The organism is Pseudomonas lini, from assembly GCF_964063345.1.
Classification (GTDB): domain Bacteria; phylum Pseudomonadota; class Gammaproteobacteria; order Pseudomonadales; family Pseudomonadaceae; genus Aquipseudomonas; species Aquipseudomonas lini_B.
The window spans coordinates 2,800,431-2,821,226 of record NZ_OZ061318.1 but is presented as its reverse complement, the minus strand read 5'-3'; the positions used below and the strand labels follow the sequence as shown (position 1 = coordinate 2,821,226).

The 20,796-nt window shown below is 61.0% G+C and carries 18 protein-coding genes; 13 read left to right on the top strand and 5 right to left on the bottom strand.

Features of this window, described 5'->3' with window-relative positions; genetic code table 11:
* Positions 1-15: 15 nt before the first annotated feature.
* The 4 genes from ruvX to gshB all read right to left on the bottom strand — a co-directional run bounded on the left by ruvX (position 16) and on the right by gshB (position 3,145).
* Positions 16-453, bottom strand: a complete 438-nt coding sequence (ruvX, locus tag AB3226_RS12760) for a Holliday junction resolvase RuvX (protein ID WP_007897947.1) — start codon at positions 451-453, stop codon at positions 16-18.
* Complete coding sequence (locus AB3226_RS12755; RefSeq protein WP_367373307.1) at positions 453-1,025, bottom strand: YqgE/AlgH family protein; 573 nt, start codon at positions 1,023-1,025, stop codon at positions 453-455. The genes ruvX and AB3226_RS12755 overlap by 1 nt, the downstream gene beginning before the upstream one ends.
* A 189-nt stretch (positions 1,026-1,214) precedes the next feature.
* A complete protein-coding gene (locus AB3226_RS12750) occupies positions 1,215-2,114 on the bottom strand; it encodes a TonB family protein (protein WP_367373306.1) in 900 nt (299 codons plus the stop codon).
* 77 nt (positions 2,115-2,191) lie between these two features.
* Positions 2,192-3,145, bottom strand: a complete 954-nt coding sequence (gshB, locus tag AB3226_RS12745; protein ID WP_038980983.1) for a glutathione synthase — start codon at positions 3,143-3,145, stop codon at positions 2,192-2,194.
* A 221-nt stretch (positions 3,146-3,366) separates the two neighbouring features.
* Here gshB and pilG point away from each other — a divergent pair, with 221 nt between their 5' ends.
* From pilG to AB3226_RS12715, 6 genes are all read left to right on the top strand, one after another.
* On the top strand, positions 3,367-3,771 hold the full coding sequence (pilG, locus tag AB3226_RS12740) for a twitching motility response regulator PilG (RefSeq protein ID WP_038980984.1): 405 nt from the start codon (positions 3,367-3,369) through the stop codon (positions 3,769-3,771).
* Between the two features lie 57 nt (positions 3,772-3,828).
* On the top strand, positions 3,829-4,194 hold the full coding sequence (gene pilH / locus AB3226_RS12735; protein WP_007897961.1) for a twitching motility response regulator PilH: 366 nt from the start codon (positions 3,829-3,831) through the stop codon (positions 4,192-4,194).
* A gap of 10 nt (positions 4,195-4,204) precedes the next feature.
* A complete protein-coding gene (locus tag AB3226_RS12730) occupies positions 4,205-4,759 on the top strand; it encodes a chemotaxis protein CheW (protein ID WP_367373305.1) in 555 nt (184 codons plus the stop codon).
* 138 nt (positions 4,760-4,897) lie between these two features.
* Positions 4,898-6,955 carry a methyl-accepting chemotaxis protein gene (locus AB3226_RS12725; protein ID WP_367373304.1) on the top strand — a complete coding sequence of 686 codons (2,058 nt, stop codon included), beginning with the start codon at positions 4,898-4,900 and terminating at the stop codon, positions 6,953-6,955.
* A gap of 36 nt (positions 6,956-6,991) precedes the next feature.
* The gene (locus AB3226_RS12720) at positions 6,992-12,889 is read left to right on the top strand and encodes an Hpt domain-containing protein (protein WP_367373303.1); all 5,898 of its coding nucleotides are present in this window, start codon (positions 6,992-6,994) and stop codon (positions 12,887-12,889) included.
* Positions 12,882-13,340: a chemotaxis protein CheW gene (locus tag AB3226_RS12715; protein WP_367373302.1), complete on the top strand. Its 459-nt coding sequence runs from the start codon at positions 12,882-12,884 to the stop codon at positions 13,338-13,340. Before AB3226_RS12720 ends, AB3226_RS12715 begins: the two co-directional genes overlap by 8 nt.
* Positions 13,341-13,490: 150 nt before the next feature.
* Here AB3226_RS12715 and AB3226_RS12710 read toward each other — a convergent pair whose 3' ends face one another.
* Complete coding sequence (locus tag AB3226_RS12710; RefSeq protein WP_123719679.1) at positions 13,491-13,868, bottom strand: DUF6124 family protein; 378 nt, start codon at positions 13,866-13,868, stop codon at positions 13,491-13,493.
* Between the two features lie 874 nt (positions 13,869-14,742).
* Here AB3226_RS12710 and mdcA point away from each other — a divergent pair.
* From mdcA to mdcH, 7 genes are read left to right on the top strand one after another with little or no spacing between them, the layout of a single operon-like run.
* Positions 14,743-16,413, top strand: coding sequence for a malonate decarboxylase subunit alpha (gene mdcA / locus AB3226_RS12705; RefSeq protein ID WP_367373301.1), 1,671 nt, complete (start codon positions 14,743-14,745; stop codon positions 16,411-16,413).
* Positions 16,413-17,288 carry a triphosphoribosyl-dephospho-CoA synthase gene (locus tag AB3226_RS12700; RefSeq protein ID WP_367373300.1) on the top strand — a complete coding sequence of 292 codons (876 nt, stop codon included), beginning with the start codon at positions 16,413-16,415 and terminating at the stop codon, positions 17,286-17,288. Before mdcA ends, AB3226_RS12700 begins: the two co-directional genes overlap by 1 nt.
* Positions 17,288-17,587, top strand: coding sequence for a malonate decarboxylase subunit delta (locus tag AB3226_RS12695; protein WP_007897982.1), 300 nt, complete (start codon positions 17,288-17,290; stop codon positions 17,585-17,587). The genes AB3226_RS12700 and AB3226_RS12695 overlap by 1 nt, the downstream gene beginning before the upstream one ends.
* Positions 17,580-18,431 (top strand): biotin-independent malonate decarboxylase subunit beta, encoded by an 852-nt coding sequence (locus AB3226_RS12690; RefSeq protein WP_367373299.1) that lies wholly within the window; start codon positions 17,580-17,582, stop codon positions 18,429-18,431. The genes AB3226_RS12695 and AB3226_RS12690 overlap by 8 nt, the downstream gene beginning before the upstream one ends.
* Positions 18,428-19,231 carry a biotin-independent malonate decarboxylase subunit gamma gene (gene mdcE / locus AB3226_RS12685; protein ID WP_367373298.1) on the top strand — a complete coding sequence of 268 codons (804 nt, stop codon included), beginning with the start codon at positions 18,428-18,430 and terminating at the stop codon, positions 19,229-19,231. Before AB3226_RS12690 ends, mdcE begins: the two co-directional genes overlap by 4 nt.
* On the top strand, positions 19,225-19,845 hold the full coding sequence (locus AB3226_RS12680) for a malonate decarboxylase holo-ACP synthase (protein ID WP_367373297.1): 621 nt from the start codon (positions 19,225-19,227) through the stop codon (positions 19,843-19,845). The genes mdcE and AB3226_RS12680 overlap by 7 nt, the downstream gene beginning before the upstream one ends.
* Positions 19,842-20,753, top strand: a complete 912-nt coding sequence (mdcH, locus tag AB3226_RS12675) for a malonate decarboxylase subunit epsilon (RefSeq protein ID WP_367373296.1) — start codon at positions 19,842-19,844, stop codon at positions 20,751-20,753. The genes AB3226_RS12680 and mdcH overlap by 4 nt, the downstream gene beginning before the upstream one ends.
* Positions 20,754-20,796: the final 43 nt, after the last annotated feature.

Below are 20,796 nucleotides of genomic sequence, written 5' to 3'. Positions count from 1 at the left end.
CAGAATTAGGTGCGGTCAGGATTCGAACAGTGCGGTGTTTTCGTCGAGCCAGCCTTGCAGCAGCAGGGCGGCGGCGATGGCATCGACCGGGTTGTCGCGGTAACTGCCTTTCTGGCCGCCACGGACCAGGCGTTCGCCCTTGGCCTCGAAGGTGGTCAGGCGCTCGTCATGCGTATAGAAGGGCAGGTTGTAGCGGCCGTTCAGGCGTCGGGCGAACTTCTCGGCCCGCAGGCACATGTCGCTCGGCGTGCCGTCCATGTTCAGCGGCAGGCCGACCACCACAGCGTCGGGTTTCCACTCTTTAATCAGCGCTTCGACCTGATTCCAGTCGGGAATGCCATTTTGCGCCTTCAAGGTGCACAGCTCGCGGGCCTGGCCGGTAATCACCTGACCGACCGCAACGCCGATCTGTTTGGTGCCGTAGTCGAAACCCAAAATCAACCGCAGGGCCATCAGGCGTGCCCCGCCTGGCTGGTGAGCAGGTTGAGATTGACGCCCAAGTGCTTGGCCGCCGCTTCAAGACGCAATTCGCTGCTGGTGTTGAACAGAATGTCGGCATCGAACGGGCAGGTGAGCCAGGCGTTATCGGCCAGTTCGGCTTCCAGTTGCCCGGCTTCCCAACCGGCGTAGCCGAGGGTGATCACACTTTTCGCGGGACCGACGCCGTCGGCGATGGCGAACAGCACGTCCTGGGAGGTCGAGAGGGACAAATCGCCTTCCAGATCAACGGTCGCCTGAAAAGATTTACCCGATGGGTGCAGGACAAAACCGCGGTCGGTTTGCACCGGGCCACCCATAAAGATCGGCACGTGCTGGCAGAGCAACGGCGGTTCGATATCGGGGCGCAATTGCTCGAGGATATCGGCCAGGTTCAGGTCCTGCGGGCGATTGACCACCAGCCCCATGGCACCATTGGCCGTGTGCTCGACGATGTAGGTCAAGGTGTGCGCAAAGTTCGGGTCGGCCATGTGAGGCATGGCGATCAGGAAGTGATGCTTGAGGTAGCTGGGGCTGACGTTCTTCATGAGCGCTAGTGTGGCGTTGGAGGGGCGAACTGACAAGCCGGGGATGCACAGGAAATGCCCCGAATACCCGCAAACAACCTGTTCCCTGTGGGAGCGGGCTTGCCCGCGATGACGGCGGTACATCCAAAATTGAAGTGTCAGACAGACCGCTATCGCGGGCAAGCCCGCTCCCACAGGGTTTTGTGGCGTTCAGTTACTCGAAAGACGATCCCCACGCGCAAACTTCCACGTGCGAATGATTTCCAGACGGTCAATGTCCGACAGATCCCCGGTAAACGGTGCAAACGGCGCCGCGAGCCTGACGATGCGCTGCGCCGCCTGATCCAGCAGCGGCTGGCCGGACGATTCCAGCACCAGCACTTCATACAGCGAGCCGTCGCGGTTGATCGAGACCATCAGTCGCAAATTGCCATAGATCTGTTTGCGCCGAGCCTCGTCGGGGTAGTTGAGGTTGCCGATGCGCTCGACCTTCTTGCGCCATTCATCTTTGTACCAGGCGCCTTTGTCGCGCATGGTCGACGCGGCGCTCAAGCGGTGAATGCGCGGGCGCTTGGCGTACAGCTGTTGTTCGTTGGCCAGTTCCGCTTCCAGGCTGGCGATGTCGCTGGACAGCTGCGAGCTATCGAAGGTCGGTGCCGCCACTTGGGGTTTGGTCAGGGGCTTGGGTTCTTCAGTCTTGGTTGCGGCTTTTTTCGGCTTCGGCGCGACGGTGGTCACAGATGCCTTGGGCGCGGCTTCCTGCACTTGAGGCTTGGCCGCCGGCGGTGGGGTGACTTGCTGCACCTTGTTGTCCTGGAATGGCGCGACCTCGGTGGTCTTGGGAATCGCCTTTTTTTCCAGGGTGCCGCTGCCTTGCTGATTTTCCTGGGCGAGAAAGTCAGCTTTTGCAGGCTTCTTTTCGCTTTTGAAAGTGGCGAGGGTGATTTCCAGGGTTTTGCTGATTTGCTGGGGCTCGACCATGGAGAACCCGACGCCCAACAGCAAGGCCAGGTGAATCAGCGCCGCCAGGAACAGGGTGAAACCGAGGCGATCAGCCGGACGCACGCCACGGTGGGCGAGTTCAGGGGGCAGATCGGACGGGAGTGTCATAACAAGAAAACCAACATCGCGTTTTTTACAAGCCGGGGATGATAACGCAATGTTGGTTGCTTCTTGGCTGTTCTCGATCAACGAGTCTTGAGCTTCTGATCGATGGCATCCATCAGAAGGCCACCAATGTCGGTGCCGAACGCGTTATCGATCTCGCGAATGCAGGTCGGGCTGGTGACGTTGATTTCGGTCAGATGCTCACCGATCACGTCGAGACCGACGAACAGCAAGCCCTTCTCACGCAGGGTCGGGCCGACTTGCGCGGCGATCCAGCGATCCTTCTCGGTCAGCGGTCGGGCTTCGCCACGGCCACCGGCGGCGAGGTTGCCACGGGTTTCGCCGAGCGCGGGAATCCGTGCCAGGCAGTAATCCACCGGCTCGCCGTCGATCATCAGGATGCGTTTGTCGCCATCAACGATCGCCGGCAGGTAACCCTGGATCATGATCTGCTGACGGCCATGCAAGGTCAGGGTTTCGAGGATCACCGACAGGTTCGGGTGGCCAGCGGTGTGACGGAAGATCGACGAGCCGCCCATGCCGTCCAGCGGCTTGAGGATCACGTCACCGTGATGGTCGGCGAATTCACGCAATACGTCCGGGCGACGGCTGACGATGGTCGGCGGCGTGCACTGCGGGAACAGCGTGGCGAACAGCTTTTCGTTGCAGTCACGCAGGCTTTGCGGCTTGTTGACCACCAGTACGCCAGCATTTTCCGCTTGTTCCAGCAAATACGTGGAATAGACGAATTCCATGTCGAACGGCGGATCCTTGCGCATCAGGATCACGTCCAGGTCGCTCAGCAGCGCATCGCTTTCGGCGCCCAGCTCAAACCATTTTTCCGGGTTGGCGAACACCTTCAGCGGACGCATCCGCCCGCGAGCCTCGCCTTCGGCCTGATACAAATCGCGCTGTTCCATATAGAACAGTTCCCAGCCACGCTTTTGCGCGGCCAGCAGCATGGCCAGCGAGCTATCCTTTTTATAGGAGATGCTGGCGATAGGATCCATGACAATCCCGACGCGAACGCTCATGGGGTTTTCCTCGAAATTGGGGTGGAAAGTGTGGTGAAAAAGTGGCGTCAGAGTGGCGCTGAGTGTGTTCCCGGTCAAGGAAAAACCACCGCCAGGGTCGCCCGATAGATTGGAGGGGGAGACTGTGCTAAAAAGGCTCGGCCCTTGATCAATAAGGGTTTTGAGCCATCAATGAGCCGTAAACGGACAATTTGATTCACAAAGGCGACGGTAGAGCCACTATGGAACAGCATTCCAGCGCCTTGAAGGTCATGGTGATCGATGATTCGAAAACGATTCGTCGCACCGCCGAAACGCTGTTGAAAAATGTGGGCTGTGAAGTCATCACCGCAATCGATGGTTTCGATGCCTTGGCCAAGATTGCCGACAATCACCCCGGCATCATCTTTGTCGACATCATGATGCCGCGTCTGGATGGTTATCAGACCTGCGCTTTAATCAAGAACAACAGTGCGTTCAAGTCCACGCCAGTGATTATGCTGTCGTCCAAGGACGGGTTGTTCGACAAGGCCAAAGGCCGGATCGTCGGTTCCGACCAGTTTTTGACCAAGCCTTTCAGCAAGGAAGAACTGCTGAACGCGATTCAGGCCCATGTACCGGGCTTCGCCGCCGTTTCGCCGCAGTAGGACACGCACAGTGACGCTCGGCCATGGGGCCCGGTGTCGACAAGAATGGGGAAGACCATGGCACGTATTCTGATCGTCGATGACTCGCCGACCGAAATGTACAAATTGACCGGCATGCTCGAAAAGCACGGTCATGAGGTGTTGAAAGCCGAAAACGGCGCCGACGGCGTGGCCCTGGCCCGTCAGGAAAAACCCGACGCAGTGCTGATGGACATCGTCATGCCCGGCCTTAATGGTTTCCAGGCGACCCGTCAGCTGACCAAAGACCCGGAAACCGGGCACATTCCGGTGATCATCATCACCACCAAGGATCAGGAAACCGACAAAGTCTGGGGCACGCGACAGGGCGCCAAGGACTATCTGACCAAACCGGTCGATGAAGACACCCTGATCAAAACCCTGAACAACGTGTTGGCCGGTTGATCATCCGGTCATGACCGAGTCGCTGACGGCTTTCGAACTGCTGCTGCAGATTGACCAGCGCTGTCGTCTGCTGGCGGCGGATCTGCCGTCCCAGCCGACCCGACAGGACAGCTGGAGCGGCATCGGCTTTCGCTTGGGCGAGCATTGGTATGTCGCGCCCATGGGCGAAGTCAGCGAAGTCCTGCATGAACCGCGGGTTACGCAATTGCCGGGGGTCAAACCCTGGGTCAAGGGCGTGGCTAACCTGCGCGGGCGCCTGCTGCCGATCATGGATTTGCATGGCTTTTTTTATGGTCATGAGCCCGGCCATGAACTGCCTGCCTTGCGCAAGCAACGGCGGATATTGGTGGTGGAGCACAAAGACGTGTTTGCAGGGTTGATGGTCGATGAGGTCTTCGGCTTGCAGCACTTTGCCCTGGAAAGTCTGGAGCCGGTGCCGGTCGGTGACTTGCAAGGGCCGATGTCGGCGTTCGTCAAAGGCCGGTTTCAGCGGGAGCAGAAGTGGCAGGTGTTCAGCCCGTTTGCGTTGGCGCAGTCGCAAGGATTCATGAACGTCGCCGCATAACCTGTGGGAGCGGGCTTGCCCGCGATAGCGGTGTGTCAGGTTCAATAGATGTCGACTGACACGCCCTCATCGCGGGCAAGCCCGCTCCCACAGGGTTCTCGGCAAGGTTCACAGATGTTGGTTAACAGGCGAGGACCGATGATAAAAGCAAACACAGGCAAGCCAGAAGGGTCGCGCAGCCGGTCGCAGATCATCGTGCTGTTCATCGCGCTGATTGTCTTCATCATGCTGCTGTTCGCCAACTTCGCGTACCTCAACACCCAGGCGAATTACGACAAACAGTACATCGGGCACGCCGGTGAACTGCGCGTGCTGTCCCAACGCATCGCCAAGAACGCCACCGAAGCCGCCGCCGGCAAGGCTGCGGCATTCAAATTGCTCAGCGATGCGCGCAACGACTTCGCCCAGCGTTGGGGTTATCTGAAGAAAGGCGATCCTTCCACCGGCCTGCCACCAGCACCGTCCACCGTGCGCCCGGAAATGCGCGCCGTGCAGCTGGATTGGGAGCGTCTGCTGAAAAACACCGACGCCATCCTCTCCAGCGAACAGACTGTGTTGTCCTTGCATCAAGTGGCCGCGACCTTGGCAGAAACCGTGCCGCAGTTACAGGTCGAGTATGAAAAGGTCGTCGAAACCCTCCTGCAACGTGGCGCCCCGGCCACTCAGGTGGCGATGGCCCAGCGTCAGTCGTTGCTGGCCGAGCGGATTCTCGGTGCGGTGAACACCGTGCTGTCCGGCGATGAAAATTCGCAGCAGGCGGCCGACGCTTTCGGTCGCGATGCGGCGCGTTTCGGCCTGGTGCTCAACGGCATGCTTCAGGGCAATGCGGCACTGAAAATCAGCCAGGTTGAAGACCGTGATGCGCGTACCCGTTTGACCGAAATTTCCGAACTGTTTGAATTCGTCTCGGGTTCGGTGGATGAAATCCTCGAAACTTCGCCGCAGCTGTTCAAGGTCCGCGAATCGGCCAGCAACATTTTTACCCTCTCGCAAACCCTGCTCGATGAAGCCTCGCACCTGGCCAGCCGTTTCGAAAACCTCGCCGGCGGGCGCAACACCGATACCATCGGCGGCTATGTGCTGGGCTTGCTCGCACTAATGTCGATCATCCTCATCGGCCTGGTGATGGTGCGCGAAACCAACCGTCAGTTGCGTGAAACCGCCGAGAAGAACGAGCGCAACCAGAACGCGATCATGCGTTTGCTGGACGAAATCGAAGACCTCGCCGACGGCGACCTGACCGTGACCGCCTCGGTGACTGAAGACTTCACCGGGACCATCGCTGACTCGATCAACTATTCCGTCGACCAACTGCGCGATCTGGTGGCGACCATCAACCTCACCGCCGGCCAAGTCGCCGCCGCCGTGCAGGAAACCCAGGCCACCGCCATGCACCTGGCCCAAGCCTCGGAGCATCAGGCCCAGCAGATTTCCGAAGCCTCCACGGCCATCAATGACATGGCCCAGTCCATCGATCAGGTCTCGGCCAACGCCGCCGAATCCTCTGCGGTGGCCGAGCGCTCGGTGGAAATCGCCAACAAGGGCAACGAAGTGGTGCACAACACCATTCATGGCATGGACAATATTCGCGAGCAGATTCAGGACACCGCCAAGCGCATCAAACGACTGGGGGAGTCTTCTCAGGAAATCGGCGACATTGTCAGCCTGATCGATGACATTGCTGATCAGACCAACATCCTCGCCCTCAACGCGGCCATTCAGGCGTCCATGGCCGGTGATGCCGGGCGCGGTTTTGCGGTGGTGGCCGACGAAGTACAGCGGCTGGCAGAGCGTTCGTCCGCGGCGACCCGGCAGATCGAAACACTGGTGCGGGCGATTCAGACCGACACCAACGAAGCGGTGATTTCCATGGAGCAGACTACCACCGAAGTGGTGCGCGGCGCGCGTCTGGCGCAGGATGCCGGAGTGGCCCTGGAAGAAATCGAAGGTGTATCGAAGACCCTCGCGGCATTGATCCAGAGTATTTCCAACGCCGCGCAGCAACAGACTTCGTCGGCCGGCCAGATTTCCCTGACGATGAACGTGATCCAGCAGATCACCACGCAAACCTCGTCCGGCTCCACCGCCACCGCCGAGAGCATTGGCAACCTGGCGAAAATGGCCAGCCAGCTACGACGTTCGGTGTCTGGATTCACCTTGCCGGCCGCTAAAGCGCAGGCTGCGGACAAAGCTTGAACCGCCTCAGGGCGTATGCATTTGATTGGAGTAGTTATGGGTGATCGGCACGACTATGTGGCCCTCGAGTGGGTCAAAGGCGAGATTGCCGAAACGCTGAAACAGGCTCATCAGGCGATCGAAACCCTGATCGACGACCCGCAGGCGACGCACACGCTGGGTGAGTGTCTGGCCTGTGTCCATCAGGTTCACGGTAGTTTGCAGATGGTCGAGTTTTACGGCGCGGCCCTGCTCGCCGAAGAGATCGAGCAGTTGACCAGCGCCTTGCAGCAGAACCGCGTCAGCCATCGCGACGAGGCGATCCATCTGTTGCTGCAAGCCCTGGGGCAATTGCCGACTTACCTCGACCGGGTGCAAGGCGCCCGTCGTGATTTGCCTTTAGTCGTGTTGCCTTTGATCAACGACCTGCGCAGCGCCCGTGGCGAAAGCCTGTTATCGGAAACCAGCCTGTTCAGCCCGCAACTGCTGGAGCTGCCGCCCCTGAGCCAAGAAGCCCTGGCGCTGCTGGAACCGTCCGACTTGCCGAATGTGCTGCGCAAGTTGCGGCAAATGTTGCAGATGGCCCTGGTCGGTTTGTTGCGCGAGCAGGATGACGAAACCCACTTCGGTTATCTGGCCAGGGTTTTTGCGCGCCTCGAAGCGCTGTGCGGCAATGCGCCCCTGAGCCCGTTATGGCAAGTCGCTTCGGCACTGGTCGAGGGCATGCGCAATGGCTCTATCGCCAACAGCCCGGCGTTGCGCAGTCTGTTCAAGGACGCCGACAAAGAGCTCAAGCGTTTGCTCGAACAGGGCATGCCCGGCATCAATCAACCGGCACCGCCGGAGCTGCTCAAGAGTTTGTTGTTCTATATTGCCAAGGCCGAACACCCCACCGGGCAGATGCTGACCATGAAAGATCGCTACTCACTAGACGATGCGCTACCCGACGGCGCGATGGTCGATGAAGAACGGGCACGGCTGGCCGGCCCTGACCGCGACGCCATGCGCTCGGTATTGTCGGCGCTGTGCGAAGAGCTGGTGCGGGTCAAGGAGCGCCTGGACTTGTTCGTGCGCAGCGACCGCCAACACACCTCGGACCTCGAAAGCCTGCTGGCGCCCCTGCGGCAAATCGCCGACACCTTGGCGGTGCTCGGTTTCGGCCAGCCGCGCAAGGTCATCATCGATCAACTGGCGGTGGTGCTGAGCCTCGCTCAGGGCCAGCGTGAACCCAACGACGCGACCCTCATGGACGTCGCCGGGGCCTTGCTTTACGTCGAAGCGACCCTGGCCGGCATGGTCGGTACCGTGGAGCCGGAAAGCCAGGAAGACAGCCGTCTGCCGACCACTGATCTGACGCAGATCCATCAGATCGTGATCAAGGAAGCGCGCATTTGCCTGCAACAGGCCAAGGACATGATCGTCGACTACATCGACGCCGACTGGGACCGCCAGCATTTGCAACCCTTGCCGGCGTTGCTGACCCAGGTGCGCGGTGCGTTGGCGATGATTCCGTTGGCCCGCGCGGCGAGCCTGGTCGAGACCTGCAACGGCTTCATCCGCGAGCATCTGCTGGTGGACCCTGGCCAGCCCGGCTGGCAGCAACTGGACAGCCTCGCCGACGTCATCACCAGCATTGAGTATTACCTGGAGCGCCTCGGCGACGACCCCGAAGCACCGGGGGAACACCTGCTCGATGTCGCGGAAAAAGGCCTGGCCTCACTCGGCTTCTTCCCCAGCGAACAGCAGGTGCCGATGCTCAAGGATGTGCTCAACCCAAGTGAAGCCCTGGTCATGCAGGACATGCAGGAACTCGACGACCCCGAAACCGTTCAGTCTCTGGCCGATGTGCTGGCCAGTCCTGTGTCGTCGGTCAACCCACCAGCGCTGATCACGCCGGGTAGCCTGTTGCCGCCGCCCGTCGGTGAAGATCCGGTGGACGATGAACTGCGGGACGTCTTCCTCGAAGAGACTGACGAGGTGCTGGAAATCCTCGAGGAGTATCTGCCGCGCTGGTCGGCCAACCCCGACAACACATCAGTCTTGAGTGAATTACGCCGCGCCTTCCACACCCTCAAAGGCAGTGGCCGGATGGTCCGTGCGCTGGTGTTGGCTGAGTTGGCCTGGGCGGTGGAAAACCTGCTCAACCGTGTGCTTGAGCACAGCGTCGCCCCTTCGCCTGCGGTGCAACAACTGGTGGGCGATGCGCTGAAGCTGCTGCCGGATCTGGTGGCCGAATTCGCCGCAAATGCCCAGCGCCAGCGCAACGATGTCGATCAATTGGCCGCTCGCGCCCATGCCCTCGCCAAGGGTGATAAGCCGGTGACCGACGAGGACACGCAGGATGTCGCGGCGCTCGATCCACTGTTGCTGGAGATCTTCCGCAACGAGGCGCAAACCCATCTAAGCAGCCTCAATCGCTTCCTCGACCAAGCCTGCGAACGCGTGCCGCTCCAGGCCAGCGACGAGTTGCAGCGGGCGTTGCATACGCTCAAGGGCAGCGCCTCGATGGCTGGCGTGTTGCCGATTGCCGAACTGGCGGCACCCCTGGATCAACTGGCCCGGGAGTACAAGGCGCACCGGATTGCCCTCGACCTGGACGAAGTTGAATTGCTGCTGGAAGCCGAAGGGCTGTTCCGCCTTGGGTTGCGACAACTCAAGAGCGACCCGCTGGCTGAAATCCCCGACGCTCGCTCGCTGATCGAGCGAACCAAGGCATTGCTGGCCGAGCGTCTGCAAAGCCTGTTGAGCACGCCCGATACGAAGCAGCGCATCAAGCGCGATCCGCAACTGATCAACAACTTCCTGGCCCAAGGCATGGACATCCTGCTGGACGCTGAAAGCCTGTTACAGCGCTGGCAGCAGCATCCCGGCGAGCGGCAGGAACTGAGCGCGCTACTGGACGAATTGACCACCCTCGGCGAAGGCGCGCACCTGGCCGATCTGCATCCGGTGGATGAACTCTGTGAAGCATTGCTCGACCTTTATGGCGCGGTGGAAGAAAGCAGCCTGGCGGTCAGCGACAGGTTTTTCCATGAGGCGCAAAGTGCCCATGAAGCGCTGATCAACATGCTCGACGAACTGGCCGCCGGACAGGAAGTCACTGCGCAACCGGAACGCGTACGGGCCTTGCGCGGCTTGCTCGATGAGAGTCTCGATCCATCTTCCATGGGCCTGATCCGCAGTGACGGCAGCCGCACCCTGAGCATCCGCGAACTGGGCAGCGCCACCGCCGAGCTGGAACAAGCCGCGACGCAGGTGGAGGTGGACGACGAAATCGTTTCGATCTTCCTTGAAGAAGCGGTGGATATCCTCGAAAGCGCCGGCCAGGCCTTGCAGCGCTGGCTGAGTGAGCCGGACAACGCCGCGCCGCTGTCGTCCTTGCAGCGCGATTTGCACACCCTCAAGGGCGGTGCGCGGATGGCCGAGATCGGGCCGGTCGGCGATCTGGCCCATGAACTGGAAAGCCTTTACGAAGGCTTGGTGGACCGCCGTTATAGCCACAGCGAAGGGCTGGCGCAGTTGCTGCAGCAGAGCCATGACCGACTGGCTATGTTCCTTGATCAGTTGCAGCACAATCGTCCGTTGGGTGACCCGGGCGAGTTGATCGAAGCCATTCGTGAGTTTCGTCAGGGCAATGCCGGCAGCGCCGAGGTGGTCGAGCCAGCGGTCAGCAATGACTCAGCGGGCCATGATTCCGAGCTTCTGGAAATCTTCCTCGAAGAAGGTTTCGACATCATTGAAAACTCCGGCGCGGCACTGTTGCGCTGGCAGGCCGAACCGTCGAATCGCCAGGAAGTGGAAACCCTGCTGCGTGACCTGCACACCCTCAAGGGTGGCGCGCGGATGGTGGAAATTGCGCCGATTGGCGACCTGGCCCATGAACTGGAATTCCTCTATGAAGGCTTGTCGGCGGGCGCGCTGCAACCCACTGTCGAGCTATTCTCGTTGTTGCAACGCAGCCATGACCGACTGGCACAGATGCTCGACGCCACTCGCGCCGGTCAGCCATTGCCGCCAGCCGATCGGCTGATCGACGCGATCAAGAATTTCAGCCATCCGACGGTGCCCGAAACATCGGTGACGCTGCCTGCAGTGCCCAAAGCCGAGCCGGCCACACCGCAAACCGAAGGCACCGACACGGTCAAGGTCTCGGCGGAGTTGCTCGACGACCTGGTCAACCTGGCTGGGGAAACTTCAATCTTCCGCGGGCGCATCGAACAACAGGTCAACGACGCACGGGTGGCCCTGAGCGAAATGGAAACCACCATCGAACGCATGCGCGACCAATTGCGCCGTCTCGATACCGAAACCCAGGGGCGGATTCTCAGCCGTCAGCAAGTCGAAGCCGAGCGCTTGGGCTACGAAGAGTTCGACCCGCTGGAGATGGACCGTCACTCGCAGTTGCAGCAGTTGTCTCGGGCGCTGTTCGAGTCAGCTTCGGACCTGCTCGACCTCAAGGAAACCCTCGAGCGGCGTAATCATGACGCGCAAAACCTGCTGCAACAGCAGGGCCGCATCAACACCGAATTGCAGGAAGGCCTGATGCGTACGCGCATGGTGCCGTTCGAGCGAATGCTGCCGCGTTTGAAACGCATCGTTCGGCAGGTCGCCAGCGAGCTGGGCAAGGACGTGGACTTCGTCGTCGGCAACGCCGAAGGCGAGATGGACCGCAACGTTCTCGAGCGCATGGCCGCGCCGCTGGAACACATGCTGCGCAACGCCGTCGACCATGGGCTGGAATCGGCCGAGGTGCGTATCGCGGCGGGTAAACCGGCCCAAGGCAAAATCACCCTCGACTTGTCGCGAGAGGGCGGCGACATCATTTTCGACATCCGCGACGACGGTGCCGGCGTGCCGCTGGACGCCGTGCGGCGCAAGGCGATCAAGCGCGGATTACTCCACCCGGAAAGCGATATCAGCGACCGCGACGTGCTGCAATTCATCCTGCAACCGGGGTTCTCCACCGCCGAGAAAATCACCCAGATTTCCGGACGTGGCGTCGGCATGGACGTGGTTCACGAAGAAGTCCGGCAGCTCGGCGGCAGCATGATCATCGACTCTGTGCCGGGGCAGGGCGTGCACTTCCGGATTCGCCTGCCGTTCACCGTGTCGGTCAACCGCGCGCTGATGGTGCAGTGCGCAGAGGATCAATACGCGATCCCGCTGAACACCATCGACGGCATCGTGCGGGTGTTGCCCAACGAACTCGAAGGGCATTATCGGCTCGATCCGCCGACCTACGAATACGCCGGGCAACGTTATGAGTTGTGCTATCTCGGCGAGCTGCTGAAAACCAGCACCCGCCCGAAACTGCTGGGCCAGAGCCTGCCGTTGCCAGTGTTGCTGGTGCAGTGCAACGAGCGGCATGTCGCGGTGCAAGTGGATGCGATGGCCGGCACCCGGGAGATCGTGGTCAAAAGCCTTGGCCCGCAGTTCGCCGCAGTGCAGGGTTTGTCCGGCGCGACGATTCTCGGCGATGGCCGGGTGGTGCTGATTCTCGACTTGCTGGCGCCGATCCGAGCCATGCAAGCGCAGGTGCCAAAACGGCCTGTGACGCAGGACGTAGAGCCCGAATCGCAACGGCCGTTGCTGGTGCTGGTGGTCGACGATTCGGTCACCGTGCGCAAGGTCACCAGCCGTTTGCTGGAACGCCACGGCATGAACGTGCTCACCGCCAAGGACGGGGTCGACGCCATGCTGCTGCTCGAAGAACACATGCCCGACCTGATGCTGCTGGACATTGAAATGCCGCGCATGGACGGCTTCGAAGTGGCGACCCAGATACGCGCCGACGAACGCTTGCAGCATCTGCCGATCATCATGATCACCTCCCGTACCGGCCAGAAACACCGCGACCGCGCCATGGCCATCGGCGTCAACGACTACCTCGGCAAGCCATACCAGGAATCGGTGCTGCTCGAGAGCATCGCCCGCTGGAGCAAAACCCATGCATGAACACCGCTCCAGCAATCTCACTGGTCTTTTATTGCCCTTGGCTGATCGCAACCTGATCCTGCCCAATGTCGCTGTCGCTGAACTCATCGATTACCAACCCGGCGCCTTCGACCTCGACACACCGCCGTGGTATCTGGGGCGGGTGACGTGGCGGGAGCGACAGATTCCGTTGCTCAGTTTTGAGTCTGCGTGTGGCAACAAAGTGGTGATCGGTGAGCGAGCACGGATCGTCATCCTCAATGCCCTCGGCGGGCGGCCTGAGCTGAAGTTCATTGCGCTGCTGGTGCAGGGGATTCCGCGGTCTTATAAGCTTGATAGCCAGTTGAGCTATGTCGATGTGCCGTTGTGTGCGCTGGAGCAGGCGGCGGTGCAGGTGGGGGAGCAAGTGGCCAAGGTGCCGGATTTGTTGGCGCTGGAGGAGCTGCTTGTTACAGCTGGTTTAGCCAACTGATCCGGATATTGTGGTGATTTCACCGGCCTCATCGCGGGCAAGCCCGCTCCCACAGGTATTGTGGATGACTCAGGATTTGAGCAAGACACGGACACTGTGGGAGCGGGCTTGCCCGCGAAGGCGGCCTTCAACTTACCAAAGACCTCACTGTTAAACCCCGGCCTGAGCCTTCATCTGCAACGACTCATGATGATCCAGCACTCGCTCCACCAACAACTGCACGCCATCTGCCAAACGGCTGAGCGCCAAGGCGACAGAGCGGCGTGAGCCTTCCACATCGTCCGCCAGGTCGGCAGCAATGGCGCTGATGGACAGCAGGTCTTCGGAGGCATTGGCCAGAAGGGCTTCGGTGTCGATGTCGGGGCAGACGGTGAAGAGCTGGGACTTACGGCGTTTGGCGGGTTTTTCGTGGGGTGACGGGAAGTAATGGGAGAAGGCGCGGTCGGCGGCTTCCTTCATTTTTTCTGCATCGAGGGATGCTTGGGAATCGGTATCGGATTCTGGCGGGTTGGGAGTAGCTTTGAACATAGTGAATCTCCATTTACTGAGTTTCAGCTGCTCCATTCGGTTTCCAGGCGAAGGGGTGGCAGCTGTACGCAGGCTGGAACCCGGGCAAACGGACAAAACCCGGCAGACACAAAGGTCTCCCGCGCACAGCCGCCATAACGGAGTGCACACAATAAAGGTGCGCAAGCATACGTTATGAAAGGCGCTTTTGCCTCGTTAACACCTCGGGATTCCAGGCCCGGTCGCTGACGTTGTCAGCGACACACAAACGATAAAGATCAACGCAAAACCGCACCAGTCAGCGGGTTCCGGCATTGCTGTAGGCAGCGACGCCAGATTGCGTAGCCTCTCACCGTTCCAGCGGACAAACTTTTAAACACAAAACCCCATGCGGTCGGCCCCCTGTGGCGAGGGAGCTTGCTCCCGCTGGGTTGCGAAGCAGCCCAAAAACCCGCAACCGAGGTGTATCAGGAACACCGCACACAATGGTTTTACGACTGCTGCGCAGCCGAACGGGGGCAAGCCCCCTCGCCACAAAGGTTTCTGCATTAGGTTGAAGATTCCCAAAAAGGGACCGATCGGTCCTATTTTGGGACTTATCGGTTGTTTGCTCTCTCTGCCATGAGCGACGAAATCTTCGTCATCGAAAGCTGCGGGGAATGTACTGGCCTCATCGCGGGCAAGCCCGCTCCCACAGTATCCGTGTCGTGCTCAAATCCTGAGTCATACACAATACCTGTGGGAGCGGGCTTGCCCGCGATGAGGCCGGTACTGGCAACAGAGGTCTTCTGTCGATCATTACCCTGACCGTAACGATCCAACACTCTGCTTGATTGATGCCCTCCACCCAACACTCCTAAGGTGACTCCCACGACAGCGAACCCGTGGAGTGGTCATGACAACAACAATATCCCCCGACTCGCGATGGACGCGGCGGCGCAGCGAAAAGCAGCGGCGTCTGGAGTTGGTCAAGGATCTAGCCGACGGTGTGGTGCTGCCCACCGACAATATCGTTGCGGCGCTGGAGGCGTTGATTCTGCCCGGCGACCGTGTGGTGCTGGAGGGCAATAACCAGAAGCAGGCGGATTTCCTTTCCCGCTCCCTGGCCAAGGCCGATCCGCGCAAGCTGCATGACTTGCACATGATCATGCCCAGCGTCGGGCGGTCCGAGCACCTGGACCTGTTCGAGCGTGGTATCGCCCGCAAGCTCGACTTCTCTTTCGCCGGCACCCAGAGCCTGCGTATCAGCCAGTTGCTCGAAGACGGCCTGCTGGAAATCGGCGCGATCCACACCTACATCGAACTCTATGCGCGGCTGGTGGTGGACTTGATTCCCAACGTCGTGCTCTCGGCCGGTTTCATGGCCGACCGCGCCGGCAACATCTACACCGGCCCAAGCACCGAAGACACCCCGGCATTGATCGAACCGGCCGCCTTCAGCGACGGCATCGTCATCGTCCAGGTCAACCAATTGGTGGACGATGTCAGCGAACTGCCCCGTGTCGACATTCCCGCATCCTGGGTCGATTTCGTGGTGGTGGCCGACAAGCCGTTCTACATCGAACCGCTGTTCACCCGCGACCCACGACACATCAAGCCTGTGCACGTGTTGATGGCGATGATGGCGATCCGCGGGATCTATGAAAAACACAACGTTCAGTCGCTCAACCACGGCATCGGTTTCAACACCGCGGCCATCGAACTGATCCTGCCGACCTACGGCGAATCCCTCGGTTTGAAGGGCAAGATCTGCCGCAACTGGACGCTCAATCCTCACCCAACCCTGATCCCGGCCATCGAAAGCGGCTGGGTCGAAAGCGTGCATTGCTTCGGCACCGAGTTGGGTATGGAAAACTACATTGCCGCTCGGCCCGACGTGTTTTTCACTGGCCGCGACGGCTCGCTGCGTTCCAACCGGATGTTCTGCCAACTAGCCGGGCAATACGCGGTGGATCTGTTTATCGGCGCGACCCTGCAAGTCGACGGCGACGGTCATTCTTCCACCGTGACGCGCGGTCGCCTGGCCGGTTTCGGGGGGGCGCCGAACATGGGCCACGACCCGCGCGGTCGCCGCCATGGCACACCGGCCTGGCTCGACATGCGTCATGACGATGCACCCGAAGCCCTGCTCGAACGCGGCAAAAAACTCGTGGTGCAAATGGTCGAGACCTTCCAGGAGGGCGGCAAACCGACCTTCGTCGAAACCCTCGACGCGGTGGAAGTGGCGAAGAAAAGCGGCATGCCGCTGGCGCCGATCATGATTTACGGCGACGACGTCACCCACTTACTGACCGAAGAAGGCATCGCCTATTTGTACAAGGCCCGCTCCCTCGAAGAGCGTCAGGCGATGATCGCTGCCGTGGCCGGGGTGACCGCCATCGGCCTGCGCCACAACCCGAAAGACACCGCCCGCATGCGTCGCGAAGGCCTGATCGCCTTGCCCGAAGACCTCGGCATCCGCCGCACCGACGCCACCCGCGAGTTGCTCGCAGCGAAAAGCGTGGCCGATCTGGTGGAGTGGTCCGGTGGCCTCTACAACCCACCCGCCAAGTTCAGGAGCTGGTAATGCGCGCATATAACCTGAAACCGAAACCTTTAACCCTGAGTGAGCGGCTGGCGGACCTGGCCGTGGACGCGCTGATCGACGAAGCGGATCTGTCGCCGAAACCGGCGCTGGTCGACCGTCGCGGCAATGGTGCGCACACCGATTTACACCTGAGCCTGATGCACGCCTCGGCGCTGTCGTTGTGGCCGGCGTTCAAGGCAATGGCAGAAGCGGCCATCGAGTTTGGCGAAGTCGGTTTACCCCTGCGCGAAGCCCTCGGGCGGATTGGTCGTGACGGTGAGCAAACGATGCTCGCCACCACCAACGGTGTGAATACTCATCGTGGGGCGATCTGGGCGTTAGGGCTGTTGGTCGCTGCAACGGCGCTGGAGGGCACGAATACCAAAGCAAGCGCCGTGACCTTGCGCGCGGCACGTCTGGCCTTGCTCGACGACCGTTACGCGCCGCGTCCTCTGAGCCATGGCGCCCAAGTCTCCCAGCGTTACGGCGCTCGCGGTGCACGCGAAGAAGCACAGCTTGGTTTCCCTGCAGTGATTCAACGCGCACTGCCGCAACTCAAACTCAGCCGCGCCGCCGGCCATGGCGAACAGAACGCTCGGCTCGATGCTTTGCTGGCGATCATGACCCATCTCTCCGACACCTGCGTGCTCTACCGCGCAGGCGAAACCGGCCTGCACACCATGCAACTCGGCGCCCAAGCGGTGCTCGACGCTGGCGGCAGTGCGAGCCTGGCCGGTCGTCGTCGTTTGCATGAGCTGGACCAACAATTAATCGCGTTGAATGCCTCGCCCGGCGGCGCTGCGGACTTGCTCGCAGCCTGCCTGTTTATCGACCGTATCGACTCGGGCGACGGCATCTTCCAGGGAGCGTTTTGATGGAAACCTTATCCTTTGAATTCCCCGCCGGGCAGCCGCCTCGGGGCAGGGCGCTGGTGGGCTGCGTGGGCTCGGGCGATCTGGAAGTGCTGATCGAACCGGGGCTGGCGGGCAAGCTGACGATCCAGGTGCAAACCTCGGTCAATGGCAGTGAGCAACGCTGGCAGCATCTGTTCGCGCGGATGTTCGACGGCCAGACACCGCCCGCGATGGCGATCGATATCCACGATTTCGGCGCCACTCCCGGCGTGGTGCGTTTGCGCCTGGAACAAGGGTTCGAGGAGATCAGCCATGACTGACAGCGCAGCGCTTCTCAGCAAACATAGCTTCGTAGAACTCGGTGCGCGGCAACGAGCGAAAGCCTTGCTCGACGCGGGTACTTTTCGTGAACTGCTCGACCCGTTTCAGCGCGTCATGTCGCCATGGCTGTCGCGCCAGGGCGTGGTGCCGCAAGCCGATGACGGCGTGGTGATCGCCAAGGGCAGCCTCGGCGGTTTGCCGGTGGTGATCGCGGCCATCGAAGGCGCGTTTCAGGGTGGCAGCCTGGGTGAAGTCGGCGGGGCGAAGATTGCCGGTGCGCTGGAATTGGCCGCTGAGGACAACCGTAAAGGCATTCCCACGCGCGCTGTATTGCTGCTGGAAACCGGTGGCGTGCGTTTGCAAGAAGCGAATCTGGGGTTGGCGGCGATTGCCGATATTCATGCGGCGATTGTCGATTTACGCCAGTACCAGCCGGTAGTTGGCGTGGTCGCTGGCAGCGTCGGTTGCTTTGGCGGCATGTCGATTGCCGCCGGGTTGTGCAGCTATTTGCTGGTGACTCAGGAAGCGCGCCTTGGCCTCAACGGCCCCCAAGTGATCGAACAGGAAGCCGGGCTTGAGGAATACGACTCTCGCGACCGGCCGTTTATCTGGAGCCTGACCGGTGGCGAGCAACGGTTCGCCACTGGGTTGGTGGATCGCTACGTCGGCGATGACGTGGCGCAGATTCAGCAGCAGGTCGGCGAATTGCTCAAGCAGGGTTTGCCGGCGCTGCAACGTAGCCGCCAGGCCGAATGGTTTCTGCAACGGCTGGCCAGCCTGGACGCCGAACCACAAATCGAGCCGGCGACGGTTTGCGATCTGTATCAAGGAGAGCGCTCATGAGTTCGTATTCCCTGAGAGGCTTGAACTGGTTCAACGCCTTGAGTGCCGGCGCGAAACCGGCCGCGGGTTTGCCGGCGTCGTTGAAAGTCGCCGATGGTGTGATGGGTGACCAGCCCGTGCGATTTATCGCAGTGGTGGCCGATCCCGATAACCGCTTCGTCCGCGCTCGCAATGGCGAGGTCGGTTTGCTGGAAGGCTGGGGCCTGGCCAAAGCGGTGGATGACGTCATTGCTGCGGATAACGACAAGCCGCAAAAACGCGCCTTGATCGCCATCGTCGATGTGCCGAGCCAGGCTTACGGCCGGCGCGAAGAAGCCCTCGGCATTCATCAGGCCCTGGCCGGTGCGGCGGACAGTTATGCCCGCGCCCGACTGGCCGGGCACGCAGTGATCGGTTTGCTGGTGGGCAAGGCGATGTCCGGGGCGTTTCTCGCTCATGGCTATCAGGCCAACCGGCTGATCGCGTTGCGCGATCCGGGGGTGATGGTGCATGCGATGGGCAAGGCGTCGGCGGCGCGAGTGACATTGCGCAGCGTCGAAGAACTTGAAGCCTTGGCCGCCAGCGTGCCGCCGATGGCGTATGACATCGACAGCTTTGCCAGCCTGGGTTTGCTCTGGGAAACCTTGTCGGTGGATCAGATCGAACAGCCGACGACGGCGGATCTGGCGCGGGTGAACGAGTGTCTGGTTCAGGCAATTGCAGATGTCGAGGCAGGTCGTCGCGATTTGAGCGGCCGCTTGGGTGCGAGCAATCGCGCCGCGTCGAGCAAGGTTCGCCAACTGCTGAGAGAGCAGTGGTGAACACGTTTCTGGCCCACGACCTGCTGTGGGGGATGACCCGGGAGCAGTTGCCTGCGGATGCGCCTGCGTGGGTGATCGAGTCGATCAGCGCGGGTCAGCCGTTGGTGGTTCGGCGTGCGATGACCGCGCCGGATCAAATCGCGGTCGGCGTGCGCGGACGCTTGCGTGAGCAGCGTTATGCAACGTCGATGGCGATCACGGCGATTTCGCGTCGGGTAAGGCCGGAAGAGCTGTGTCATGTCGAGACGGTTCGGGATCTCCCGGCTTTGCGAGCGCTGGCGCAATTGCGACCAATGCTCGACGCCTGCGGTTGGGTGTGGGGTGTCAGCGGTAGCGCCGGGTTTGAATTGGCCAGCGGTTTTGCGGCGTTGCATGAGCGCAGCGATCTGGATTTGATCCTGCGTACACCGCAACCGTTGAGCCGATTTCAAGCGCAAGAGTTGGTGACGCTTCTCGGCACCGCTGAATGTCTGGTCGACCTGCAATTGCAGACGCCGAATGGCGCAGTGGCCCTGCGCGAATGGGCCGGCCCGTCGCATCGGGTGCTGCTCAAAAACGCTCAGGTCGCGTGCCTGGTCACCGATCCCTGGAACCCGCAGGAGCAAGCAGCGTGAGCAGTTTGCTGGTGTTCCCCGGCCAGGGTGCGCAGCAACCGGGCATGCTCCATCGTTTGCCTCGGGAAACGCTGATCGAGGCAAGCGAGGTGCTGGGTGAAGATGTTTTGTTGCTCGATTCTGCCGAGGCGTTGCAGTCGACGAGGGCGGTTCAGCTGTGCCTGCTGATCGCTGGAGTTGCCGCTTCACGTCAGTTGTTATTGAGCGCGGATTACGTGGCTGGATTGTCCATCGGTGCTTATCCCGCTGCGGTGGTCGCGGGTGCCTTGAGCTTCAGCGATGCATTGCATCTGGTCAGCCTGCGCGGTGAGCTGATGCAGCAGGCTTATCCTCAAGGCTATGGCATGACCGCGATCATCGGTCTGGATCTGGCGATGGTGGAAGGTTTGCTGGCGCAGGTACACAGCGTCGACACGCCGGTTTACCTGGCCAATATCAACGCCGATAACCAAGTGGTCATTGCCGGCAGCGATGGGGCGATGAAAGCGGTTGCCGAGTTGGCGAAAAGTCGTGGCGCCGGCCTGGCCAAACGTCTGGCGGTCAGTGTGCCGTCCCACTGCCCGCTGCTGGAAGCACCGGCAAAAATCCTGGCCGAAGCCTTCGCCAAGGTGCAATTGAAAACGCCGATGCTGGGTTATCTCAGCGGCAGTCGCGCACGGCCTGTTATCAATCCCGAGGCGTTACGCGACGACCTGGTCTTCAACATGTGCCGCGTGGTGGATTGGCGCGGCACGGTGCAAAGCGCTTACGAGCGTGGCGTACGTCTACAGATCGAACTGCCGCCCGGTGCGGTGTTGACCGGGCTGGCGCGCCGGGTGTTCGAGCAGGGCACCGTGATTGCCTTTGACGGTGCGCGGCTCGATACCTTGCAGGCGCTGTTGCGTGAGGAGGGAAGCCGCCAACCCTAGATCACCGACTCAGGCTGCGAACTACAAAAACAACAATTCCGAC

Coding starts and splice junctions, on each gene's coding strand:
- AB3226_RS12730 (WP_367373305.1), top strand. CDS start 4,205: ATGACCGAGTCGCTGACGGCTTTCGAACTGCTGCTGCAGATTGACCAG.
- AB3226_RS12725 (WP_367373304.1), top strand. CDS start 4,898: ATGATAAAAGCAAACACAGGCAAGCCAGAAGGGTCGCGCAGCCGGTCG.
- ruvX (WP_007897947.1), bottom strand. CDS start 453: ATGGCCCTGCGGTTGATTTTGGGTTTCGACTACGGCACCAAACAGATC.
- pilG (WP_038980984.1), top strand. CDS start 3,367: ATGGAACAGCATTCCAGCGCCTTGAAGGTCATGGTGATCGATGATTCG.
- AB3226_RS12690 (WP_367373299.1), top strand. CDS start 17,580: ATGACTGACAGCGCAGCGCTTCTCAGCAAACATAGCTTCGTAGAACTC.
- pilH (WP_007897961.1), top strand. CDS start 3,829: ATGGCACGTATTCTGATCGTCGATGACTCGCCGACCGAAATGTACAAA.
- AB3226_RS12755 (WP_367373307.1), bottom strand. CDS start 1,025: ATGAAGAACGTCAGCCCCAGCTACCTCAAGCATCACTTCCTGATCGCC.
- AB3226_RS12710 (WP_123719679.1), bottom strand. CDS start 13,868: ATGTTCAAAGCTACTCCCAACCCGCCAGAATCCGATACCGATTCCCAA.
- AB3226_RS12695 (WP_007897982.1), top strand. CDS start 17,288: ATGGAAACCTTATCCTTTGAATTCCCCGCCGGGCAGCCGCCTCGGGGC.
- mdcE (WP_367373298.1), top strand. CDS start 18,428: ATGAGTTCGTATTCCCTGAGAGGCTTGAACTGGTTCAACGCCTTGAGT.
- gshB (WP_038980983.1), bottom strand. CDS start 3,145: ATGAGCGTTCGCGTCGGGATTGTCATGGATCCTATCGCCAGCATCTCC.
- AB3226_RS12750 (WP_367373306.1), bottom strand. CDS start 2,114: ATGACACTCCCGTCCGATCTGCCCCCTGAACTCGCCCACCGTGGCGTG.
- AB3226_RS12720 (WP_367373303.1), top strand. CDS start 6,992: ATGGGTGATCGGCACGACTATGTGGCCCTCGAGTGGGTCAAAGGCGAG.
- AB3226_RS12715 (WP_367373302.1), top strand. CDS start 12,882: ATGCATGAACACCGCTCCAGCAATCTCACTGGTCTTTTATTGCCCTTG.
- mdcA (WP_367373301.1), top strand. CDS start 14,743: ATGACAACAACAATATCCCCCGACTCGCGATGGACGCGGCGGCGCAGC.
- AB3226_RS12700 (WP_367373300.1), top strand. CDS start 16,413: ATGCGCGCATATAACCTGAAACCGAAACCTTTAACCCTGAGTGAGCGG.